The organism is Polaromonas sp. P4_H1, from assembly GCF_056400945.1.
The window spans coordinates 1-20,758 of the sequence record NZ_JBFUKG010000017.1 but is presented as its reverse complement, the minus strand read 5'-3'; the positions used below and the strand labels follow the sequence as shown (position 1 = coordinate 20,758).

The 20,758-nt window shown below is 56.7% G+C and carries 17 protein-coding genes; 15 read left to right on the top strand and 2 right to left on the bottom strand.

Features of this window, described 5'->3' with window-relative positions; translation table 11 throughout:
- The first annotated feature begins 26 nt into the window (after positions 1-26).
- From prsK to AC1DS5_RS19760, 8 genes are all read left to right on the top strand, one after another.
- Complete coding sequence (gene prsK / locus AC1DS5_RS19795) at positions 27-2,141, top strand: XrtA/PEP-CTERM system histidine kinase PrsK (RefSeq protein WP_477719966.1); 2,115 nt, start codon at positions 27-29, stop codon at positions 2,139-2,141.
- On the top strand, positions 2,138-3,499 hold the full coding sequence (gene prsR / locus AC1DS5_RS19790) for a PEP-CTERM-box response regulator transcription factor (protein ID WP_477719965.1): 1,362 nt from the start codon (positions 2,138-2,140) through the stop codon (positions 3,497-3,499). The genes prsK and prsR overlap by 4 nt, the downstream gene beginning before the upstream one ends.
- A gap of 35 nt (positions 3,500-3,534) precedes the next feature.
- Positions 3,535-6,309 (top strand): XrtA/PEP-CTERM system TPR-repeat protein PrsT, encoded by a 2,775-nt coding sequence (prsT, locus tag AC1DS5_RS19785; protein WP_477719964.1) that lies wholly within the window; start codon positions 3,535-3,537, stop codon positions 6,307-6,309.
- A 295-nt stretch (positions 6,310-6,604) separates the two neighbouring features.
- Positions 6,605-7,219, top strand: coding sequence for a hypothetical protein (locus AC1DS5_RS19780; protein WP_477719963.1), 615 nt, complete (start codon positions 6,605-6,607; stop codon positions 7,217-7,219).
- On the top strand, positions 7,173-7,559 hold the full coding sequence (locus AC1DS5_RS19775) for an HPr-rel-A system PqqD family peptide chaperone (protein WP_477719962.1): 387 nt from the start codon (positions 7,173-7,175) through the stop codon (positions 7,557-7,559). The genes AC1DS5_RS19780 and AC1DS5_RS19775 overlap by 47 nt, the downstream gene beginning before the upstream one ends.
- Positions 7,556-8,473, top strand: coding sequence for an HprK-related kinase A (locus tag AC1DS5_RS19770; protein WP_477719961.1), 918 nt, complete (start codon positions 7,556-7,558; stop codon positions 8,471-8,473). Before AC1DS5_RS19775 ends, AC1DS5_RS19770 begins: the two co-directional genes overlap by 4 nt.
- Complete coding sequence (locus tag AC1DS5_RS19765; protein ID WP_477719960.1) at positions 8,470-9,582, top strand: nucleotidyltransferase domain-containing protein; 1,113 nt, start codon at positions 8,470-8,472, stop codon at positions 9,580-9,582. The genes AC1DS5_RS19770 and AC1DS5_RS19765 overlap by 4 nt, the downstream gene beginning before the upstream one ends.
- Positions 9,583-9,667: 85 nt before the next feature.
- Entirely contained in the window at positions 9,668-10,453 is a 786-nt protein-coding gene (locus AC1DS5_RS19760; RefSeq protein WP_477719959.1) for a S1 family peptidase, read from the top strand.
- Between the two features lie 24 nt (positions 10,454-10,477).
- On the opposite strand, the gene AC1DS5_RS19755 is transcribed toward AC1DS5_RS19760, so the two are convergent.
- Positions 10,478-11,791 (bottom strand): N-acyl amino acid synthase FeeM domain-containing protein, encoded by a 1,314-nt coding sequence (locus tag AC1DS5_RS19755; RefSeq protein WP_477719958.1) that lies wholly within the window; start codon positions 11,789-11,791, stop codon positions 10,478-10,480.
- 79 nt (positions 11,792-11,870) lie between these two features.
- Positions 11,871-12,245, bottom strand: coding sequence for a hypothetical protein (locus AC1DS5_RS19750; RefSeq protein ID WP_477719957.1), 375 nt, complete (start codon positions 12,243-12,245; stop codon positions 11,871-11,873).
- A 327-nt stretch (positions 12,246-12,572) separates the two neighbouring features.
- Here AC1DS5_RS19750 and AC1DS5_RS19745 point away from each other — a divergent pair, with 327 nt between their 5' ends.
- From AC1DS5_RS19745 to AC1DS5_RS19715, 7 genes are all read left to right on the top strand, one after another.
- Positions 12,573-13,022 carry a chemotaxis protein CheW gene (locus tag AC1DS5_RS19745; RefSeq protein ID WP_477719956.1) on the top strand — a complete coding sequence of 150 codons (450 nt, stop codon included), beginning with the start codon at positions 12,573-12,575 and terminating at the stop codon, positions 13,020-13,022.
- Positions 13,019-14,530: a CheR family methyltransferase gene (locus tag AC1DS5_RS19740; RefSeq protein ID WP_477719955.1), complete on the top strand. Its 1,512-nt coding sequence runs from the start codon at positions 13,019-13,021 to the stop codon at positions 14,528-14,530. The genes AC1DS5_RS19745 and AC1DS5_RS19740 overlap by 4 nt, the downstream gene beginning before the upstream one ends.
- Positions 14,527-15,072, top strand: coding sequence for a chemotaxis protein CheW (locus tag AC1DS5_RS19735; RefSeq protein WP_477719954.1), 546 nt, complete (start codon positions 14,527-14,529; stop codon positions 15,070-15,072). Before AC1DS5_RS19740 ends, AC1DS5_RS19735 begins: the two co-directional genes overlap by 4 nt.
- Before the next feature lie 130 nt (positions 15,073-15,202).
- Positions 15,203-17,194: a TOL_0244 family TonB-dependent receptor gene (locus AC1DS5_RS19730; protein ID WP_477719953.1), complete on the top strand. Its 1,992-nt coding sequence runs from the start codon at positions 15,203-15,205 to the stop codon at positions 17,192-17,194.
- On the top strand, positions 17,182-17,781 hold the full coding sequence (locus AC1DS5_RS19725) for a TOL_0243 family YfiR-like periplasmic protein (RefSeq protein WP_477719952.1): 600 nt from the start codon (positions 17,182-17,184) through the stop codon (positions 17,779-17,781). The genes AC1DS5_RS19730 and AC1DS5_RS19725 overlap by 13 nt, the downstream gene beginning before the upstream one ends.
- Positions 17,782-19,320 carry a sensor histidine kinase, YfiR-like protein-associated gene (locus AC1DS5_RS19720; RefSeq protein WP_477719951.1) on the top strand — a complete coding sequence of 513 codons (1,539 nt, stop codon included), beginning with the start codon at positions 17,782-17,784 and terminating at the stop codon, positions 19,318-19,320. It begins immediately after the preceding gene.
- A gap of 203 nt (positions 19,321-19,523) precedes the next feature.
- A partial coding sequence (locus AC1DS5_RS19715; protein ID WP_477719950.1) for a CHASE3 domain-containing protein occupies positions 19,524-20,758 on the top strand: 1,235 nt, incomplete at its 3' end.

Below are 20,758 nucleotides of genomic sequence, written 5' to 3'. Positions count from 1 at the left end.
TGCTGCGGTGCCTCAATTTTTGAGCCATGCAAAACGATAGCGGCACCCTTGTATTGGCGGCGTGGGGCTATGGCTTGGTGGGCTTGTCCTATTCTGCTTTTGTGCTTCGGCTGATTCATCTCGGCTATTTGCGCTCAGTGCGCGAGCGGTCCAAAACAACGGTCATTGCGGCAGTGACATTGAGCGCCCTTTGGGGATGGACTGGGCTGGCGTTTTTGTTGACGGGAATACCGCTGTTCTTGTTGTTCAGCACCGTGTCCGACCTGCTCAGGTACGGTTGTTGGTATGCATTTTTGTTGATCCTGCTTCGCTCAAATGGTGCTCCAGACAGACCGGTCGGCATGACGTGGATAACGCCGCTTGCAGTCGCTGTGGTCTTCTTCGGACTCCTGGCGCAGACCTTAGGCGCATTGCGCATCAGCGTTTTCGGACAGGCCTCAAGATCGATTCTTTTCAGCGCAATGGCCTCGGCGGTCTTTGGCCTGGTCTTGCTTGAGCAGGTGTTCCGTAATGTGACCGAAGATTCGCGCTGGAACATCAAGCCCTTGTGTCTTGGTCTGTTCAGCGCGTTTGTGTTCGACTTGTATGTGTTCTCGGAGGCCGTTTTATTCAATCGCCTGGACGCAGACGCCCTTAGCATACGAGGTACTGTACATACTTTAGTCGTGCCGTTGTTGTTGTTGTCAATGTCGCGGCGCAGCGACTGGATTTCAAAAATTCATATATCTCCCAAAGCAGCGTTTCAAACCGCCACGCTGCTGATGGCCGGCCTGTATCTGATATTCATATCGAGTGTGGGCTACTACGTTCGCTACTATGGAGGCGAGTGGGGGCGTGCACTCCAATTGGGACTGGTATTTTTTGCCCTTGTGATCCTGCTGGTCCTGGGACTGTCGGGAACCGTGCGTGCCAAGTTGCGGGTATTTTTAGGCAAGCATTTTTTTCGCTACCGCTTTGACTACCGCGAGGAATGGTTGAAGTTTACGCACACCCTGTCGGCGAACAATACTCCGCAGGAAATGGGGCAGCAGGTGATTCGCGGTCTGGCAGGCATGCTGGAGAGTCCAGCGGGGGGGCTGTGGATGAAGGCGATGGGCGAGGCGGCGTTCAGTCAAACGGCACGCTGGAATCTGCCGCAAACGCTGGAAAAGGAAGAAGGCAACTCGCCATTTTGCCAATTCATGATAACCAGCGGCTGGGTGATCAACTTGGAGGAGTACCGATCTCATTCCCAGCGCTACGGCGAATTGAAGCTACCGACCTGGCTGCAGGAGCTGGCCCAAGCATGGCTGGTCGTGCCGCTCATGGTGGGGAAAGAGCTGATTGGTTTTTGTATTTTGGCCAGCCCGCGTACGCGCATCGACGTGAACTGGGAGGTCAATGATCTGCTGAAAACAGCAGGTCAGCAGGCGGCCAGCTTTTTGGCCCAGATGCAGGCCACAGAAGCGCTGCTGGAGGTGCGCAAGTTTGACGCATTCAATCGCATGTCGGCCTTTGTGGTGCACGATCTGAAAAACATTGTGACGCAACTCTCGTTGATGATGAAAAACGCCAAACGATTGAGTCACAACCCTGAGTTTCAGCAAGATATGCTGATAACGGTTGAGAATTCACTAGACCGAATGCGGCAGTTGATGCTCCAGTTGCACAAGGGGGCCACACCCGGGACGGCCTTCGGGGTGAACCTGGGCACAATCATTCAGCGTATTGAGGCGGTGGCGGCCGGGCGCGGCAGAAAGCTTGAGGTTCAGTCGTCGGAGCCGGTCGTGACCCGTGGTCATGAAGAACGATTGGAGCGCGTCATAGGACATGTTGTGCAAAATGCTTTTGATGCCACCGAATCGGGCGGGCGCGTTTGGGTCTGTCTTGATCGCTTGAACGGTCAGGCGAGGATTGTGGTGGGGGATACTGGAAAAGGCATGTCCCAGGATTTCATTCGGGATCACTTGTTCAAGCCGTTTCAGACCACCAAACAGGCCGGTATGGGCATTGGTGCTTATGAAAGCTTCCAGTATGTGCAGGAATTAGGTGGGCGCATTGACGTGTCTAGCGAATTGGGGCAAGGTACCACGGTCACAATGCTCCTGCCTCTCTTTGAAAAGCAGAAAGAATCAGACCTTCACTCGCTGGAGCTCTCATGAAATCTGAAAAAACACGTTCGTTGCTGATTGTGGAAGACGACCTGGCTCTGCAAAAGCAAATCAAGTGGTCGCTCGACCGCTTTGACTCGGTGACCGCGCATGACCGGGAAAGTGCGTTGTCGCAATTGCGTAAAAGTACGCCCGCCGTTATTACCATGGACCTGGGACTGCCGCCGGATGCGGACTCGGTGTCTGAAGGGTTCAGGCTGCTCGAGCAAATTTTAGCTTTTGATCCGGACATCAAGGTGATTGTTCTGACCGGGCAAAACGACCAGGCCAATGCCTTACGTGCCGTTGCCATGGGTGCCTATGATTTTTTCGCAAAACCGTTCGAACCCGAGTTGCTCAACCTGACTGTTGAACGAGCCTTCAGGCTGTTTGAGTTGCAAAGCGAAAATCGGCGTTTGCAGTCAATGCATCAACCCGATGCCCTGTCGGGGCTAATGACGCGCGACCCCGAAATGCTACGCATCTGCCGCACGATTGAAAAAGTGGCGAGCAGCAATGCCACGGTCATGTTGCTGGGCGAAAGCGGCACGGGAAAAGAACTGCTGGCACGCGGTCTGCACCAGTCGTCACCCCGAAGAGCAGAAAAATTTGTTGCCATCAACTGTGCCGCTATCCCGGAAAATCTCCTGGAAAGCGAATTGTTCGGGTTCGAAAAAGGTGCGTTTACCGGCGCGTCGAAACTGACGCTGGGTAAGATCGAAATGGCCGATGGCGGTACGCTGATGCTTGACGAGATTGGCGACTTGCCTTTTCAGTTGCAGGCCAAACTGCTGCGATTTTTGCAAGAAAGAAAGATCGAGCGCGTGGGGGGGCGGCAGGAAATTCCGGTGGATGTGCGAATCGTCTGTGCCACCCATCAGGATTTGAGCGCGCTGAGCAAGAATGCCCCGTTCCGCGAAGATTTGTATTACCGACTGGCGGAAATCGTCGTCAATATTCCGCCACTACGTGCCCGTGTCGGAGATGCGGCGCTGCTGGCGCACGCGTTCGTGCGACGCTTTGCACAGGAACAGAATCGATCCTTGATGACGCTCTGCGAAGATGCCGTCCGGGCGATTGAGCAGCACCCGTGGCCGGGCAACATCCGGGAACTGGAAAACTGCATCAAACGTGCGACCATCATGGCAGAAGGCAGCCAGATTTCCAGTAAAGATGTGGGTTTGAAAAGCACGGTGCCGGATGAAGCTGATGATTCACTGGACTTGCGCGTCATTCGTGACAACGCGGACAAACGGGCAATTACTGCGGCCTTGGGCCGCGTCAATGGGAATATGGTCAAGGCGGCTGAATTGCTAGGGGTGAGTCGGCCCACGCTTTACGATTTGATGCACCGGCTCGGATTGAAGTAGTTTGCTTCGGGTTTAACTTTCATTTCAGGCTAACCATGAACTCCAAAAAAACGGATGCTCGCACGGTTCTTTCGGCCATTCTGGTGTCGCTGCTGTTGGCCGCTTGTGGAGACACACCGCAAGCCATGCTCCTCTCTGCCAAAAACTACCTGGCGAAAAACGACACCAAATCGGCGGTCATTCAGATAAAAAACGCGTTGCAGAGCGATCCAAATTTACCCGAGGCACGCTTTTTACTGGGCACCGCGCTGCTGGAAAGTGGGGACCCCGTAGGCGCCGAAACTGAGTTGCGCAAGGCCCTGGAACTGAAACACCCGCAAGACCTGGTGATTCCTCCGCTGGCCAGATCCCTGCTGGCGCGGGGGCAGGCGAAGAAGGTGACGGATGAATTTGCCAACATCGAGTTAAGCCAGCCGGCCGCCAAAGCAAGCCTCATGATGACGCTTTCGTCTGCCTATGCCATGCAGGACAAGGCGGAACTTTCACAGGCGGCCTTAAACGCGGCCCTGCTGGCGGAACCAGGCTACGCGCCGGCCCTGATTGAGCAGGCTCGACAAAAGGCGGGGCAGGGTGATATTGATGGCGCGCTGGTGATGGCGGATGAGGCGATTGCCAAATCTCCGAAAAGCCATGAAGCCTGGAAATTTAAAGGCGATCTTTTACTGTTTGCAAAAAATCAGGTCAAAGAGGCATTGGAGGCTTACCGCAAAGCAACTGAAATCAAGCCGGATTTTATTGCCGGCCATGCCGCCGTCACTATGATTCTGCTGCAAAAAGGCGATCTAGCCGCAGCGGCAGCGCAAATTGCGCAACTGAAAAAAATTGCGCCGAATCACCCGCGCACCACTTACCTTGAAGCGCTGCTGGCTTTTCAGAAAAAAGATTTCAAGCTTGCCCGAAATCTGGTGCAGCAGGTTGTAAGAGTGGCTCCGGGTAGCGTAGAAAGCCTGCAATTGGCGGGTGCCGTGGAGCTTCGATTCAATTCACTGCTGTCAGCGGAAAGCTATTTAAGCAAGGCCGTGCAGGCCGCGCCAACGCTTGCATTGCCCCGTCGCCTGCTTGTTGTAACCTACCTGCGCGCGGGGCAACCGGCCAGGGCGATGGAGACTTTGCTACCGGGCTTGAAGCAGGAAAAAATTGATCCCGAACTGCTTTCACTGGCGGGCCAGGTCTATCTTCAGAACGGTGATCTCAAAAAGGCGGAGGAGTACTTCGAGAAGGCGATCAGTCAAGTGCCCAAGGACGGCGGAAAGCGGACCGCCCTGGCGTTGACTCATTTGATGAGCGGCTCGGTCGACACTGCATTTGAAGAGTTGCAGAATATTGCCGGTTCGGACGCGGGCACCACTGCGGACCTGGCGCTGATCAACGCACATCTGAGGCGTCTGGAGTTTGATAAGGCGTTAAAGGCCATCGACGGGCTTGAGAAAAAGCAGCCTGACAAACCATTGGCAGCCTTTTTGCGTGCCCGAACCCTGTTGCTCAAGGGAGATACTGACGGTGCGAAAAAGAGCTTTGAGCGTGCCTTGACGATTGATCCGTCGTACTTTGCGGCCGTGGCCAGTCTGGCGGAGATGGATCTGGCGGCCAAAAAACCTGAGGACGCAAAGAAGCGAATCGAGGCGGTGCTGGCCAAAGACCCTAAAAATGGCCAGGCCTGGTTGATGCTTGTTCGACTCGCGGGACGGTCGGGGACTGCAAAAGAGGACATGTCCCGGCTCATCGGCAACGCGGTGGCGGCCAACCCGACAGACCCGGCACCACGATTGTTGCTCATCGACTTCCATCTGCGCAACAAAGATTTCAAGCAAGCCTTGTCGGCAGCGCAGAATGCAGTATCGGCGTTACCAGACCGCCCCGAGCTTCTGGACGCATTGGGCCTGGCGCAACAAGCATCCGGGGAATTTAATCAGGCGATTGGCAGTTACAACAAGCTTGCGGCCATGCAACCGCTGTCGCCGCGGCCTCAAATGCGCCTGGCTAACGCGCATCTGGCTGAAAAAAACAAGGAAGCGGCGTACAGCAGCCTTCTCAAGGCCCTTGAAATCAAGCCCGATCTGCTCGAAGCGCAGCGTACTTTGATCGCGCTAGATCTGGATGGGAAAAAGTTTCCCGCTGCTTTGACGACGGCACGCACGGTGCAGCAACAACGCCCCAAGGAAGCGGCGGGCTATGTGCTCGAAGGTGATATCAACCTCTCCCAAAAAAACTGGGACAGTGCAGCAACGGCTTATCGCGCCGGGCTGAAGCAAGTGAACTCTTCAGAGCTGGCCATCAAGCTGCACTTTGTGTTGCTGGTTTCTGGCAAAGTCGCTGAAGCCGATAAATTTTTGGCCAGTTGGCAGAAAAACAACCCCAAAGATGTCGCCTTTCTGCTTTATCTGGGCGGCAGAGCCATTGAACGCAAAGACTACAGCGGTGCAGAAAAAAGTTATTTAGAGGTGCTCAAGTTGCAGCCCAATAACGCGGGTGCGTATAACAATTTGGCATGGGTGAGCGCTAAACTCAACAAGGATGGTGCGATCGGCTACGCTGAAAAGGCAAATGCCCTGGCACCCAATCAACCGAGATTTATGGACACCCTCGCGATGATACTCTCAGAAAAGGGCGACTACGCGAAGGCAGTGGAACTTCAAAACAAAGTACTGGTGTTGCAGCCGTTGAATCCTGTATACAAACTCAACCTGGCAAAAATTCATATTAAAGGCGGAAATAAAGGTCTAGCGCGAAAAAAACTGGAGGAACTCAATAAACTGGGCGATAAGTTTTCAGCTCAGCCGGAGGTTGCGGCGCTCCTGAAAAATCTGTAAGTCTGTCGGTTTTTCTTACAACTCTCAGGCGAAGTGAACACCAGAAAGCATAAATACCAATAAAAATCAACGGGCAAAACGAACGGCATAAAAATTGCGTTGCTTATCAATTGACGGGAGCCGGGATTTAATGTGTTCGCTAAGTTCTCAAGCAAAACCATTGCATAGGGTAGTGAGCTAGTTAGTGAGCTAGTTTTTTCGCACAATTGCGGTGCATTTGCTAAGATTAAAGCGGTTTAAGTCGGATACCCGGCGCAAACCGTTAAAAGAATTGCGGCTACGCGTGGGAATCGATATGAGCACTGAAAATATTGAAGCGCCAGGCCAGGGCAAGGCAGGGGGACTTTCATCTGCGGCTCTCGCTCGCCGTCGTATCCTTCTCAAGGGTGTAGGTAAGGGAGCGGCCGTTCTTGCAGCGACTGTACCTCTCCAGACTTTGGCGGGTCAGAGGCTCATCACATTTGATGGCCAACACCAGTGCAGCATCTCGGGCATGCACTCTGGCGTGCATTCGGCTACTACGACTGCGGCGGTATGTGGTGGCTACGGTCCCGATTGGTGGGGTCAATCAGAGACAATCAACGGGAAGCGGGTGCCCAGCCATGCCTGGCCCGTTCCCTTCAAGACGCAGTGTAAACAGGTTTTTAAGGCCAGCGGTTATTGGCGAAATACTGATGGCGGTTTTCCGACGCTGTTTGAGGTCCTATCGCCGGCAGATAATAGCCGCAATTTCGCGGATACAGATGAATTTCACTGGATTTGCGCTTGGTTGAACGCTTTGAGCTTCAGCTTCAACTTCCCCTACTCGGGAGACGAAGTGCTTGCCTTTTATAACCAGGGCAGCGCTTCACCGGCGTACAGAGATGCCCTGGAGTTTTTCAAGACGTACATGGAAACGCACACTTCATAAGTATTGGCAACCGGGACGCTCTTGTCATTTGCTGGTGAATCAATCTCAATCGCCTTGCCTTGTGGTTTGGCATCTGAACACGCTGGCATCCCTGCACTGGAGATGCTGGAATGATGAGTGGGTGGTATTTGACGTTGGGTCGGGACAAACCCACCAGATGGACACGCTGACGGCAGTCACTCTCATGATGGTTGAGAGTACCGCGAGCACGCTCCCCGAACTAGTGTCACGGATTGCTGATGAGTTGCTCATCCCCAGCGATAACCAATTATCGGACGCCGTGGGGGGCATCCTGGAGCAGTTGGCAGCCACTGGCCTGATTGAGTCGACGCTGCAATGATTTTGTCTGAGTTAAGCACAGCCGAAGTCAGTCATCGACTTGGCAGTGAAGGCCTGACCATTCGGACCGGCCCCTTCAATTTCAGAATCATCTCAGAGCTTGAGTCCGTTGGGGAGGGTCTGAGGCTGCTTTATGCTGACTTCCCACTGGTTGACCCTCAGGAGTTTGTCGACTTTACCGTGACTCTGGCCCAAAGCAGAGGATTACGAAGATGGTGGCGGCCACAGGTTAAATTCGTCTATGACGGGGAGCATCCATTTGCCGCCTTGCCTGTAGATCATGCATTTCCCCTGCTTGAATGGGCAATGAACTGGTGTATCTCGACCCAAGCCCATCATTACCTTTCGCTGCACGCTGCCGTGGTTGCGCGAAACGGTTGTGCCGTTATCATGCCAGCCCCGCCAGGCTCGGGAAAAAGCACTTTGTGCGCAGGTCTCGTCAGCCGGGGCTGGCGGCTGCTCTCGGATGAGCTGACTTTGATTTCGCTGACGGACGGCTTGATTGCACCGCTAGGTCGACCTATCAGCCTGAAGAACCAGTCGCTGCAAGTAATCAGCAGGTTTGTGCCGGGCGCGGTGCTGAACCGGGTGACCCATGACACCTCCAAAGGATCAGTCAGCCATATGAAGGTTCCCACTCTCCATGTGGACCTCCATGAAGATCAGGCGCGGCCACGGTGGGTGGTATTTCCGCAATATGTTCCGGCTGCCAGAGCCGAACTTACTGCGCGTTCGAAGGCCAACAGCATGCTGGAGCTGGGCCGCAACGCATTCAACTACACCGTGCTCGGATTAACCGGCTTTGAATTGCTCGCAGACGTCATCACGACCAGCGATTGCTATGACTTCCGATACAGCGAACTGGAAGATGCAGTGTCGGTGTTTGACGATCTTGCAGAGCGGGGAAGGGCATGAAGCCGAGCCTGCTTTCGCAAGTCTGGGCGCAACCGGATCAGCGGCCCCAACTGACTCTGTCGGAATGGGAGAACATTTTGGGCCAGGCCAGACAAGCAAGATTGCTGGGCCGTCTCGCGCAGCACCATGCTGAGCGCAATTGGTTGGCCGCAGTTTCAGAGAGGCCGCGACAATACCTGGAAGGAGCACTGAGGTTGGTTGATCGCCAGCATCATGAGGTGCAATGGGAAGTGGACTGCATCAGGCGCGCGCTGAAACATGTCCCTACTCCCGTTGTTATGCTAAAAGGGGCAGCTTACTTTGTGGCCAACCTGCCTCCACGACATGGGCGTCTGTTTTCTGACATAGACATCATGGTTGCGCGAGATCGTCTCCCGGAAGTCGAAGGCGCGTTGTTCCGGGCTGGTTGGATCAGTGAAAAAAGAGATGCCTACAACGAGCGTTACTACCGTCAGTGGATGCACGAGATTCCGCCGATGAAGCATGTGCAGCGCGGCACGGTGATTGATGTTCATCACACCATCACACCTCCGACCTCGCGATTCAAGGTCAATGGTGCCCAACTGCTGGAGCGCGTGGTGGCCATTGACGACAGGGCTGACTTGTTCGTTCTGGCACCAGTGGATATGGTGCTTCACAGCGCTGTGCATCTGTTTCAGGAGGGCGAATTCAGTCACGGCCTGCGCGACTTGCTGGATATCAACGATTTGCTGAAGCACTTCAGCAAAGATCCTGGGTTTTGGAGTGCACTGTTCGCCAGAGCCAAGGAGCTGGGTTTGGGCGAACCGCTCTTTCATGCGTTGCACCACACCCAACGCCTCTTTGGTAGCGGCACACCTCTGGATTTACGCCATGAACTGCAGGATATCCAGCCGAACTGGATGACTCGCCGGGTGCTGTCTGTATTGCTCAACCGTGCATTGCAACCGCTCCATCCGAGCTGCGATGACTCCTTTGGCAATTTTGCCCGCTGGTCTTTGTACATTCGATCCCATTATCTGCGGATGCCCTGGTATTTGATTGTTCCGCATTTGACTCGGAAAGCCTTCATGCATTACTTTCCAAAGGGGAATACTGCAATAGCTGACGCTGATCACACGGCACATTGATAGCGTGGGTTTGACCTGTGGCTCAATATGCATCAGTGTGTTGGGGCAAATCGCGGTTTTACGTTAACCCAATGGAGAGTGAAAAATGAAGTCCAGACTCATTTTCCTTGTTCTTGCTGGCCTCATGATTGCGGAGCCTTTGCGGGCCGATATGGCCAACACTATCGCCAAGGTAAAACCGTCAGTGGTCATGGTGGGTACCTACAAGAACACAAACAGTCCGCGCTTCGCCTTGAGAGGTACGGGTTTCGTTGTGACCAATGGAAATTCGGGGCGTGGCAATCTGGTCATCACCAACGCCCATGTTCTTGAGCAGCCTGCGAAAGAGGATGTCGATGCTGCTTGGGTCATCCAGGTCAGGGGAGAACAAAATGAACTGCAGATGCGGCCCGTCACAGTGCTCGAAGTGGACAAGCTTCATGACCTGGTTTTGCTGCGCTTTGAAGGGCCCTCGGCACCGGCACTCAGCATGCGGGATTCCGGCTTGGCTCAAGAGGGGCAAGCCGTCGCCTTCATGGGGTTCCCCATTGGGGGAGCGCTTGGTTTCTCGCCCGTGACTCACCGCGGCATGATTTCTTCTATCGCCGCAGTTGCCTTACCTACCCCATCCGCCCAGCAGCTCAACGAAAAAACGATACGCAGTCTGCGCTCGGGAGGTGGTTTCGATATTTTTCAGCTGGATGGCACGGCTTATCCCGGCAACAGTGGGGGGCCCCTGTTTGATCCGGATACAGGAGAGGTGCTGGGCGTTGTGAACATGGTGTTCATCAAAGGCACCCGGGAATCGGCCTTGACCAACCCGTCAGGAATCAGCTATGCCATTCCATCCAGATTTGTGCAGCAATTGTTGCAACGGAGCAAGTCCAACTGACCTCCAGGTGAGTGATTGGATAGCTCAGTCTGGCAAAAATTGGGAGGCAATGTCCAAGTCTTCATGGGTCATGCCTGACTTCAATACGCCAACAAGTTTACGCCAGGGGAGATCAGGTTCAATCAATTTGAAGCCGTAAAAGCCGTGGGGCCCCTTGTGTTTGCCACGTACGACCATGGCTTTGATAACCGACTCTTCCTCATGCCCCAGTTGAACGATGGCTTGACCCCAAACGTTCGCGGGTAAGGGTACTTTAGAGCGCGCCAGAAAACCATCCTCGGAAAGCTCTACCACCCGCAGGTCATAGACGTCCGTATTTTCAGGGCCAGTGACAGAGAACCTGCCAGGACATTTGATTGAATAACGTTGATGCTTACGCTCACGGGTCTGGAAGTTTGAATCAGAAAAAACAGGCGGCAGTACCTGTTGGTACTCCGCGTGGTTGTAGATGGAGTGCAGCAGTCTTTTCTCCCTTTCACTTAGGTTTTGAAAGGTGGGAGTACATTGGTTGAAAAAATAGTCGAGTAAATCTGGTGTCATCACCGGATCATTGGTCGTGAAATAGCGTCGACTTGGCATCCTGATATTACGCAGCTTGGTGCGTAAAAAATATGCATAAAGATTCTTGCGTCTCGCTTTCTTCCCATAAACCCGTTTAAAAATTGAAGGGGCTACATACAGGTCAAGAGAGGCACCTATCGCGGGTGCTCCATTGGCAAAATCGTATTTTTCAACTGAACTCTCCGTCAATCTTTCAAAGAACAAAAGAGACTCGTACATTTCAATCCGGTTCGGATTGACAGCAATCACAAGATGCCGGGTATCAAAGAAGGTGGTGGAGTATTCATACATGAATTTCATCAAGGGAAACAGGATGGTTCCTCCTGTGTTTCTGAATTTCAGATGCACTGCAAGCGCAGATACTTCAGCTATCCGGCCCTTTTTCTCGCGAATGTCGTACAGCTCAAAAATCGACTGCAAGGGGAAGCCGAAAACACTTTCGCGAATCAGCGAAATGGTCCCGACAACCTCACCGTCGAACTTGGCGCAAAGTGTGGTTGTGGTTGGCAGCGCGTGGTAAATGCTGACGCGCATGCCTGACGGGTCGGGCCGCATGAAGCCGCTGCCAACATACGCATCATGAAGGAGCTGGAAACACGCTTGCAGTTCTTCTTTCGTCTGCGCTATCTTCAGGACTATACGTTGGTCAGGTGTGGGATCGCAATTGACAAAAGACCGGTACACGGCGAACCGTAAGGATCTTGGAAAGAAGGAAAACGCTTTTCGTAATATATGGTGCAAGAATCTTTTTGCAGCTGACGCATATGGATTTTTCATATAGTGTCCCCGCCGATTCAATATTGATAACCTGTACCGATTGAATTTTGACCAAGGGCTAAAGCTGGCTTCCCCAGCGTCAGCTGTGGGTACCTCTGCACCTTTGCAATCTGTACGGAGTCTTATAGTTATGCAGGATCAACACTTCACACCAGTGATCAGGGCTTTTAAAGGTAGCGCTGAAGGTGCTGAACGGCGAATCCAGCACAGCGTAGGCGTTGCCATGGACCGCATTGTGGGTTTCGGAAGAATCGAGGACCAAGGGGCGTCGGTACGGGTTGTGATGCGCCAGCTGCTCAGTGAGCGTTTCGTGTTTTTTGAGCAACGCTGCTGCATGCTTTTCGCTGCTCAGCTCTTGCGACTGCACCGCGGCCACACCCGCCGCTATGAGCAGTGCCAGGGCCAGCAATCCGTACAACCACTTTTTTAGCGCTGAGCGTCGAATCCGGTTCATCCGGGCAGTTTGCCACCGCGCTGAACCGGTTATTGCAAGATGGTCTTTAGTCCTACATGCATTCGCGCCCGGCTCTGAAGCAGGAGTCGTCCCAGGTGGTGCCAGAGCGTCTCCCGCCCAGTGCAGCGGCGTTAGTTTTTTAGGGGCTGGCTGCGTCCAGGCGTTGTGGCAGGGCGTCATGCGACGACTCACCATCACTTTCACATTTGGCATAAATAGCCGAAATGATTTATCCTGAGGCACAAAATTGTGAATTGACCAGGTTTTTGCATCGAACCACCAGCGCAAGCGAAGGTGGGCCGCTCAGCAAGAAAAACAAGGGAACTCATGGAGTTGGTCATTTTTCGCCTCAACGGGCAGCGCTATGCGTTGCCGCTCCCGGTGGTGGAGCGCGTCATCCAAGCCGTGGAAGTGACCTCCTTGCCTGGTGCGCCGGCTGTGGTGCTCGGAGTGATCAACGTAGCGGGCTGTGTTCTCCCGGTGTTCAATATCCGGCGACGGTTCTTCCTGCCAGAGCGGGAGGTCGTTCCCACCGACCAGTTTCTGATTGCACGGACGGCCCGGCATACGGTGGCGTTGGTGATCGACGAGGTCCACGGCGTGATCGAACACGAGCCATCTGCCGTTGTGGGTGCGGACCGGATGGTACCCGGCCTTGAGCAATTCCAGGGCGTGGTCAAGCTTGACGATGGCCTGGTGCTGATTCACGACATGGAAAAATTCCTCTCGCTGGACGAAGCACACGCGCTGGATGCGGCGATGGAGGAGGTCGAATGATGCACGGCCAGGTCATGCCGGCGCAGTGGTCGCAGTTGAGCGAGCTTGTCGCCGGCACGACGGGGCTGCATTTTCCGCGCGAGCGCTGGGATGATCTGAAGCGTGGCCTGGTTGACGCAGCGCAGGAGTTTGGCTTTGAGGACGCGGCAGCCTGTGTCGACTGGCTGCTGTCGGCGCAGCCGACCCGGGCCCAGGTACAGGTGCTGGCAGGTCATCTCACGATCGGTGAAACCTATTTCTTCCGGGACGGGCAAACACTGGAGGCGCTCACCGAGAGCATCCTGCCCGAGCTGATCCGCGCCCGGCGCGGCGGCGAGCAGCGGCTGCGCATCTGGAGTGCGGCTTGCTGCAGCGGTGAAGAGCCTTATTCGCTGGCAATTTTGCTGCATGAAGCATTGCCCGATTTTCGGGACTGGCAGGTGACGATCACCGCGACCGATATCAACGCAAGCTTTCTGCGCAAGGCTGCCGCAGGCATCTACGGCGAATGGTCGTTCCGCAACGCGCCGGCAAGACTCAAGCAACGTTACTTCCATCGCACCGCAGATGGCCGTTACGCCATCGTGCCGCAAATCAAGAAATTGGTGAACTTTGCGCACCTGAACCTCGCGGAGGACGTTTACCCCTCGCTTGAGACAGACACCAATGCGATGGATGTAATCTTCTGCCGCAATGTGCTGATGTACTTCACGCCGCAGCAGACCCGCAAGGTGATCGGGAACCTCCACCATTCGCTGGTCGAAGGCGGCTGGCTGGTGGTGAGTCCCAGCGAAGCCTCACAGGCGTTGTTTCCACAGTTTGTCACAGTGGATTTCGCCGGTGCAAGCCTTTACAAAAAGAGCAATGTCGCGCCTCAGGCCGAACCAGGGACGGTGGCCGCCACCGGCGCGCCGGAATCTGGTTTTCCTGCAGTCGAGGCGTCTTTGTCATGGGCACCATTGGCTGCCCCGCTGGTGGTTTTAGAGTCCGACCGTCCGACGGACGACTTCGCCGTTCCGGAGGCACCGGGCAGCACCCTGATGTTTGCAGAATCGCTTTACGGGCAGGGCCGTTATGCCGAAGTGGTTGACACGTTGCTGGCGCCCTTGGCCGAACATACACCAGGGCCTGTGGCATGTTCGCTGCTGGCCCGGGCACTGGCAAACCAGGGCCGACTTGCCGATGCGCTGACATGGTGTGATCGCTGGATCGTCGCCGACAAGCAGGACCCCGCCGGCCATTACCTGCGCGCGGTCGTTTTGCTGGAGCAGGGCGAACCAGAACAAGCGCGGTTTTCCCTTCAGCGGGCGACCTATCTCGAACCCGAGTTTGTGCTGGCTCATTTTGCACTCGGAAATCTTGCGCGCCGGTGCGGAAAGGCCGGCGAAGCGGACAAACATTTCGCCAATACGCTGCATCTGCTGCAACGCTACCACCCGGACGATCCTCTGCGCGAATCGGACGGGCTCACCGCCGGGCGTCTTGCGCAGACCCTTGCTTCGCTCACCAGTCCGGAAAATACGCGATGAGTGACCCCACTCATACCGCCATCCCCGACGCCGGAACCATCCTTCGTGCCCGTGCACGCGCCCTGGCGCGGCCCCGGGATAACACCGCGGTGGCGAACGCATCGCTCGAGGTGCTGGAGTTTCGTCTTGCCCATGAATGCTATGCGCTGGAGACCCGCCACGTGCGCGAGGTGTATCCCCTGAAGAGTCTGACACCGGTTCCCTGCACGCCGTCATTTGTGCGCGGAATTGTGAATGTGCGGGGCCGCATCACGCCGGTCATCGACATCAAAAAATTCTTCGATCTGCCCGACCAGGGGTTGACCGACCTGCACTGCGTCATTCTCCTGCGCAGTAACGATCTCGAACTCGGCTTGATGGCGGACATCATCGTGGGCGTCCGAATCATCCCGCTAGGGAGCCTGCAGCCGACGTTGCCGACGCTCACGGGCATCCGGGCCGACTACCTGAAAGGCGTGACGGCGCAACGTCTCGTGGTGCTTGATCTGGATCGTCTCCTGACGGACCCGAAAATCATTGTGCAGGAGGAAGTGGAGGACTGAATCCAGACCCTGCAGGCCAACGCAGGGAGTGGATGTCGTACTGAGTCGCCCTGACCGGAGGTTAGACCGCTAGCCAAGGTCTGGCGTGAACGGGGTAACGGGTGTTCGAAGCAAAAAAAGGAGGGAAATAATGAAAAGAGCCGCAGATGCCGCAGGCAAGGGGGGCAAGGAAGGCAAGGGACGATGGCGCCGGGCAGCGACGCTCGTCAGTCGTCTGACTGCCGTAGCATGCGTGACGCTCAAGGTGGGCGCAGTCATCGCGGCAGATGCCACAACAGCATCCTTGTCCTCCGTGGATTTTTCACGCATGACGCTTGAAGATCTGGCGAACATCGAGATCTCCTCGGTACTGAAGAGACCCGAACGGTTGAGCGATGCGGCTGCAGCGGTCTACGTGATCACGAGCGAAGACATTCGCCGGTCCGGCTATACCAGCATCCCGGAAATACTGCGCCTTGCGCCCAATCTCCAGGTCGCGCGCGATGACTCAAGCAATTATGCGATTACGGCGCGCGGCTTCAACAGCAGGAGCGCCAACAAGCTGGAGGTGCTGATAGACGGCCGCAGCGTGTATACGCCGCTGAACTCCGGCGTGTTCTGGGACGTGCAGGATACCTTGATCGAAGACATAGAACGCATCGAGGTCATCAGTGGACCAGGCGGAACCCTGTGGGGATCAAATGCCGTCAATGGCGTCATCAATATCATCACCCGCTCTTCACGAGATACCCAGGGTACCTTGCTGAGCGGCGGTGCCGGTACCAAGGAGCGTGGCGCCGGTGCTCGTCATGGCGGCAAACTGGGCGAGGACACCACGTACCGTCTGTATGCAAAGGGCTTTAGCCGCGACAGCACGCAGAACAGCAGTGGCACCGACCTGCAAAATTCGTGGAACACGCAGCAGGCGGGCTTCCGGATTGACTCGGCCAGCGCCGCCGATACCTTTACGCTGCAGGGAGATGCTTACGATGGGTTGATACATCAGCGCGCCCTGGCCGACAAGACCATTTCGGGAGCGAACCTGCTTGGACGCTGGAATCGCGCATTGGCGGATGACGCAAACATACAGGTCCAGGCCTATTACGATCGGACTCAACGCAACTATCCAGGCTCCGCCGGGTTCGGCGAAGTGCTCGATACCTACGACATCGACGTGCAGCATCGTTTCCGGTGGCGCAAGGACCACGACATTGTCTGGGGTGGCGGCTACCGGCGGCAGAACGACCATGTCGATAACAGCCAGTTCCTGCAGTTTCTGCCGGCACAAAAGACGCTGAGCCGAGCCAATATCTTTGTCCAGGACAGCATCGCGCTCAGCGAACCCCTCAAGCTCACGCTGGGCCTGAAACTGGAGCACAACAACTACACCGGGCTGGAATGGCAACCCAACGCGCGGCTGGCCTGGAAGCTGGACGATCGCACGCTGCTGTGGTCGGCTATCTCGCGGGCGGTGCGCACGCCATCGCGCGTCGACCGCGAATTCTTTGTGCCGGCTATCCCGCTCCTGGGGTTCCCGGGGTTCGTCGTCGGGGACTTTACGTCGGAGACGCTGACCGCCTACGAGGTCGGTTACCGCACGCAGCCGACCGCCGACACCTCGTTCTCCGTGTCTACCTTCTACAACGTCTACGATGACCTGCGCAGTCTCGAACGCTCTGCGGGCCCCGGATCAGCGCTTGTGATCGGGAACAAGATGAAGGGCAATACCTACGGTGTGGAAATGTGGGGGAACTACCGTGTAAACAACTGGTGGCGGTTGAGTGCAGGCTATAACTATCTCAAGAAAGATCTAAGCTTAAAGTCAGGCAGTACCGATACAACCAGCCTGGCCGCCGCCGAAACTGATCCGCGACACCAGTTCTCTCTGCGTTCGGCGATGAATCTGGCGCACGACGTTGAGCTTGATGTCTCCCTGCGCTCGATCGGCACATTGTCCTCCACCCAGGTTCCTCGCTATACCGCGTTCGATGCGCGTCTGGGCTGGTGGGTCGCCAAGGATGTCGAGGTTTCGTTGACCGCGCTCAACCTGCTCGACAAGGGTCATCCGGAGTTCAGTGGTTCCACGCCGGCGCGTAGCGAAATTGGGCGCAGCTTCTACGCAAAAATGCTATGGAAATTCTGATCAACATACTGCGCGCGGTAGCGCGCATGCACTCGGGCAGCACCTTGGCCGTTGTGGCATTGGGCATCGCGCTCTTCCCCGGCAAGGCCAGCGCAGCCGACGAATCAGTGGAATACGCCGTCAAGGCGGCTTTTCTGTACAAGTTCGGCTCCTTTGTCGAATGGCCTGCAACAGCCTTTGCTTCGCCGACCAGCCCATTTCAGCTGTGCATCGCGGGCGAGGATCCATTTGGGCCCACTCTCGACAGGGCCGTCAACGGCCAGCGGATCGCCCAACGACCAGTCGAGGTGCGGCGACTGAAGATAGTCAAGCCGGACTCAGGCTGCCACATCGTGTACCTTGCCACCTCAGAGGCGCAGCGCCTCCCCCAAATCGTCGAAGCGCTACGCGGCAGCAGCGTGCTCACCGTGAGTGATGGCCGGTCGCCGGGGGTGGCCACGGGAATCATCAACTTCGTCATCAAGGACGATCGCGTGCGCTTTGATATCGACGATGAAGCCGCCGCGCAAAACAGGCTGGCCATCAGTTCCAAACTGTTGAGCGTGGCGCTCAACGTCAAGCCCAGACGGGTTGGGGAGGGCCGTTAAATGGGCTGGCTTGCAAATGTTCCGATTCGCGCCAAATTGCTGCTGATCAGCGTGCTGGCCAGTGCGATTGCGCTGCTGCTGGCCGGTGTGGCCATCGTTGCCTACGACACCATCACCTACACCGACCAGAAGAAACGTGAAATATCGGTTCAGGCCGAAACGCTTGCCGCCAGCGTCACGGCGGCACTCGCTTTCAACGACGCGAAAGTGGCCGAGGAATACCTCAAAGCGTTCGAAGCGAATCCGGAAATCGCGGCTGCCGGGATCTACAACGCAGATGCCAGGCTCTTTGCCCGATACCAGCGTTCCGGCTCGTCCACCCGAGCGCTGCCCACGACAACGGAGCCTGCGGGGGAGCGATTCAGGGACGATGAGCTGGAGGTGTTCCGACCCATCAGGGACGGCGCACGCACGGCGGGAACCGTGTACTTGCGTGCGAGCACCGAGTCGCTGACCTGGCGTGTCGCACGCTTCGGCGGAATCATCCTGCTGGTGCTGGTCAGTTCGCTGCTGATCACGCTGCCGATATCCATACGCATGCAACGCGTGATCTCGCACCCCATCCAGGATATTTCAAGGGTAGCCTCACTCATCGCGGCCGGCGACCTCACGGCAACACTGCCCGCGGATCAGCGCTCCGATGAGATCGGTGTGCTGGTGGAAATGTTCACCCGCATGGCGGAGGGTCTTCGCGAGCAGATTCGCGGGCTGATCGAAGGTGCGACGGTGCTGGGTTCGGCCGCCAGCGACATCGTCGCATCCACCACCCAGCTCGCCGCCAGCGCCAGCGAGTCGGCCACGGTCGTGAGCGAAACGACCGTCACCGTGGAAGAAGTGCGGCAGTCGGCGCAGGTGGCCAGCCAGAAAGCCAGAAACGTGGCCGACAGCGCGCAGAAGGCGGCGCAGATTTCCCAGAGCGGACGCAAGTCCACCGAGGACGTTGCGGCCGGGATGAACCGCATCCGGCTGCAGATGGAAGCAATTGCCGCCAGCATGACGCGGCTGTCCGAGCAGAGCCAGGCCATCGGCCGGATCATGGCCACCGTCGAAGACCTGGCCGCCCAGTCCAACCTGTTGGCCGTCAACGCGGCCATCGAAGCCGCCAAGGCTGGCGAGCACGGCAAGGGCTTTGGCGTGGTGGCGCAGGAAGTCAAGAGCCTGGCGGAGCAGTCGCGCCAGGCGACCAACCAGGTGCGCACCATCCTGGGCGACATCCAGAAGGCGACGACGACGGCCATGATGGCGACGGAGCAGGGTAGCAAGGCGGTGGAGGCGGGGAGCCGGCAAACCGAAGTGGCGGGCGAATCGATCCAGGCGCTGGCGGGCAGCGTGACGGAGGCGGCGCAGGCGGCCACGCAGATTGCGGCATCGAGCCAGCAGCAGCTGGTGGGCGTTGACCAGGTGGCGGGCGCGATGGAGAGCATCAAGCAGGCAAGCACACAGAACGTAGCCGGCGCCAAGCAGCTGGAAGCCGCAGCCCGCAACCTCAACGAACTCGGCCAGCGGCTCAAGCAGATGGTTGAACGTTACAAGGTGTAGTCAACCACAATCGCCATGAGCACCCAAGAAGACAACTTTCTCCCACAACTCCGCGCGACCTTCAAGGTCAAAGCCACAGAGCATGTGCAGGCGATCGCAGCAGGTTTTCAGTCACGTGGAAAACCGAAGTCCAAAAAAAAACGGAGGTCGGTGCCATGAAATGGAATGTCGGAACCAAAATGGGTACAGGGTTTGGCCTGGCGATGGTGATTTTTGTGATGGTCGGAGCGGTTTCCTATCGCAGCACAACGCAATTGATCGAGGCATCGGACTTGCGCCAGCACACCTACGAAGTGCTGAGTCGAGTCGCGGAAATGGAATTGCTGTCGGCAGACATGCAAAATGGCTTGCGGGGCTATGTCATCACCGGGGAAGAAAAATACCTGGAACCGCATCAAGCCGGGTTGGAAAAAATTGACAAAATCCTCCAGGAAACCCGGAAACTGACCGAGGACAACCCGCGTGAGCAGCGACGCCTGGATGCGCTCGAACCACTCGTCAAAAGTCGGATCGACTTCGCCAAGGAAACGATCGATGCCATACGGACCAGGGGAGAGGCGGCGGGCGTTCAACTCATCAGGACAGGTAAGGGTCGCACGCTCACGAGTGAAATCCGCAAGGTTATCGACGAGATGGAGCGCGAAGAAAATGACTTGCTCAAGCAACGCGCGGAGAGCGCGAAGAACGATGCCGGAAATGCGGAATTGACCATCGTGGTCGGCACCCTCGCCGCCTTGGTGCTCGCTGCGCTGGCCGGATTCGTCATCACACGCAACATCGCCCGGCCTCTCCAGGACCTCACGGCTGTCGCGGAACGGATCGCTTTGGGTGACTTGGGTGTCAATGTATCGGTTGATACGCGCAGCGACGAGGTAGGAGCGCTGGCACGGACGTTTGACCGCATGGCGCAGTCGCTGCGTGGGATGGCGAGCGCGGCCGAGCAGATCGCCGCCGGCGATCTGCGTTCGACCATCAAGCCTCAATCCCCCAACGACGTTTTGGGCACCGCCTTTGCGCGGATGTCGGAGAGTCTTCGCGAGCAGGTTCGCGACCTGGTCGAAGGGGCCAACGTGCTGGGCTCGGCCGCGACCGAAATCGTTGCTTCGACCACCCAGCTCGCCGCCAGCGCCAGCCAGTCGGCCGCGGCGGTGAGCGAGACCACCACCACGGTGGAGGAGGTTCGGCAAACGGCGCAGGTGGCCAGCCAGAAGGCCAAGCTGGTGTCCGACAGTGCGCAGAAGGCGGCACAGAGCTCCCAGAACGGGCGCAAGTCCACCGAGGATGTGGGGGCCGGCATGACCCGGATCCGCCAGCAGATGGAAGCAATTGCCGCCAGCATGACGCGGCTGTCCGAGCAGAGTCAGGCCATCGGCCGGATCATGGCGAGCGTGGAAGACCTGGCCGCCCAGTCCAACCTGCTGGCCGTCAACGCAGCCAT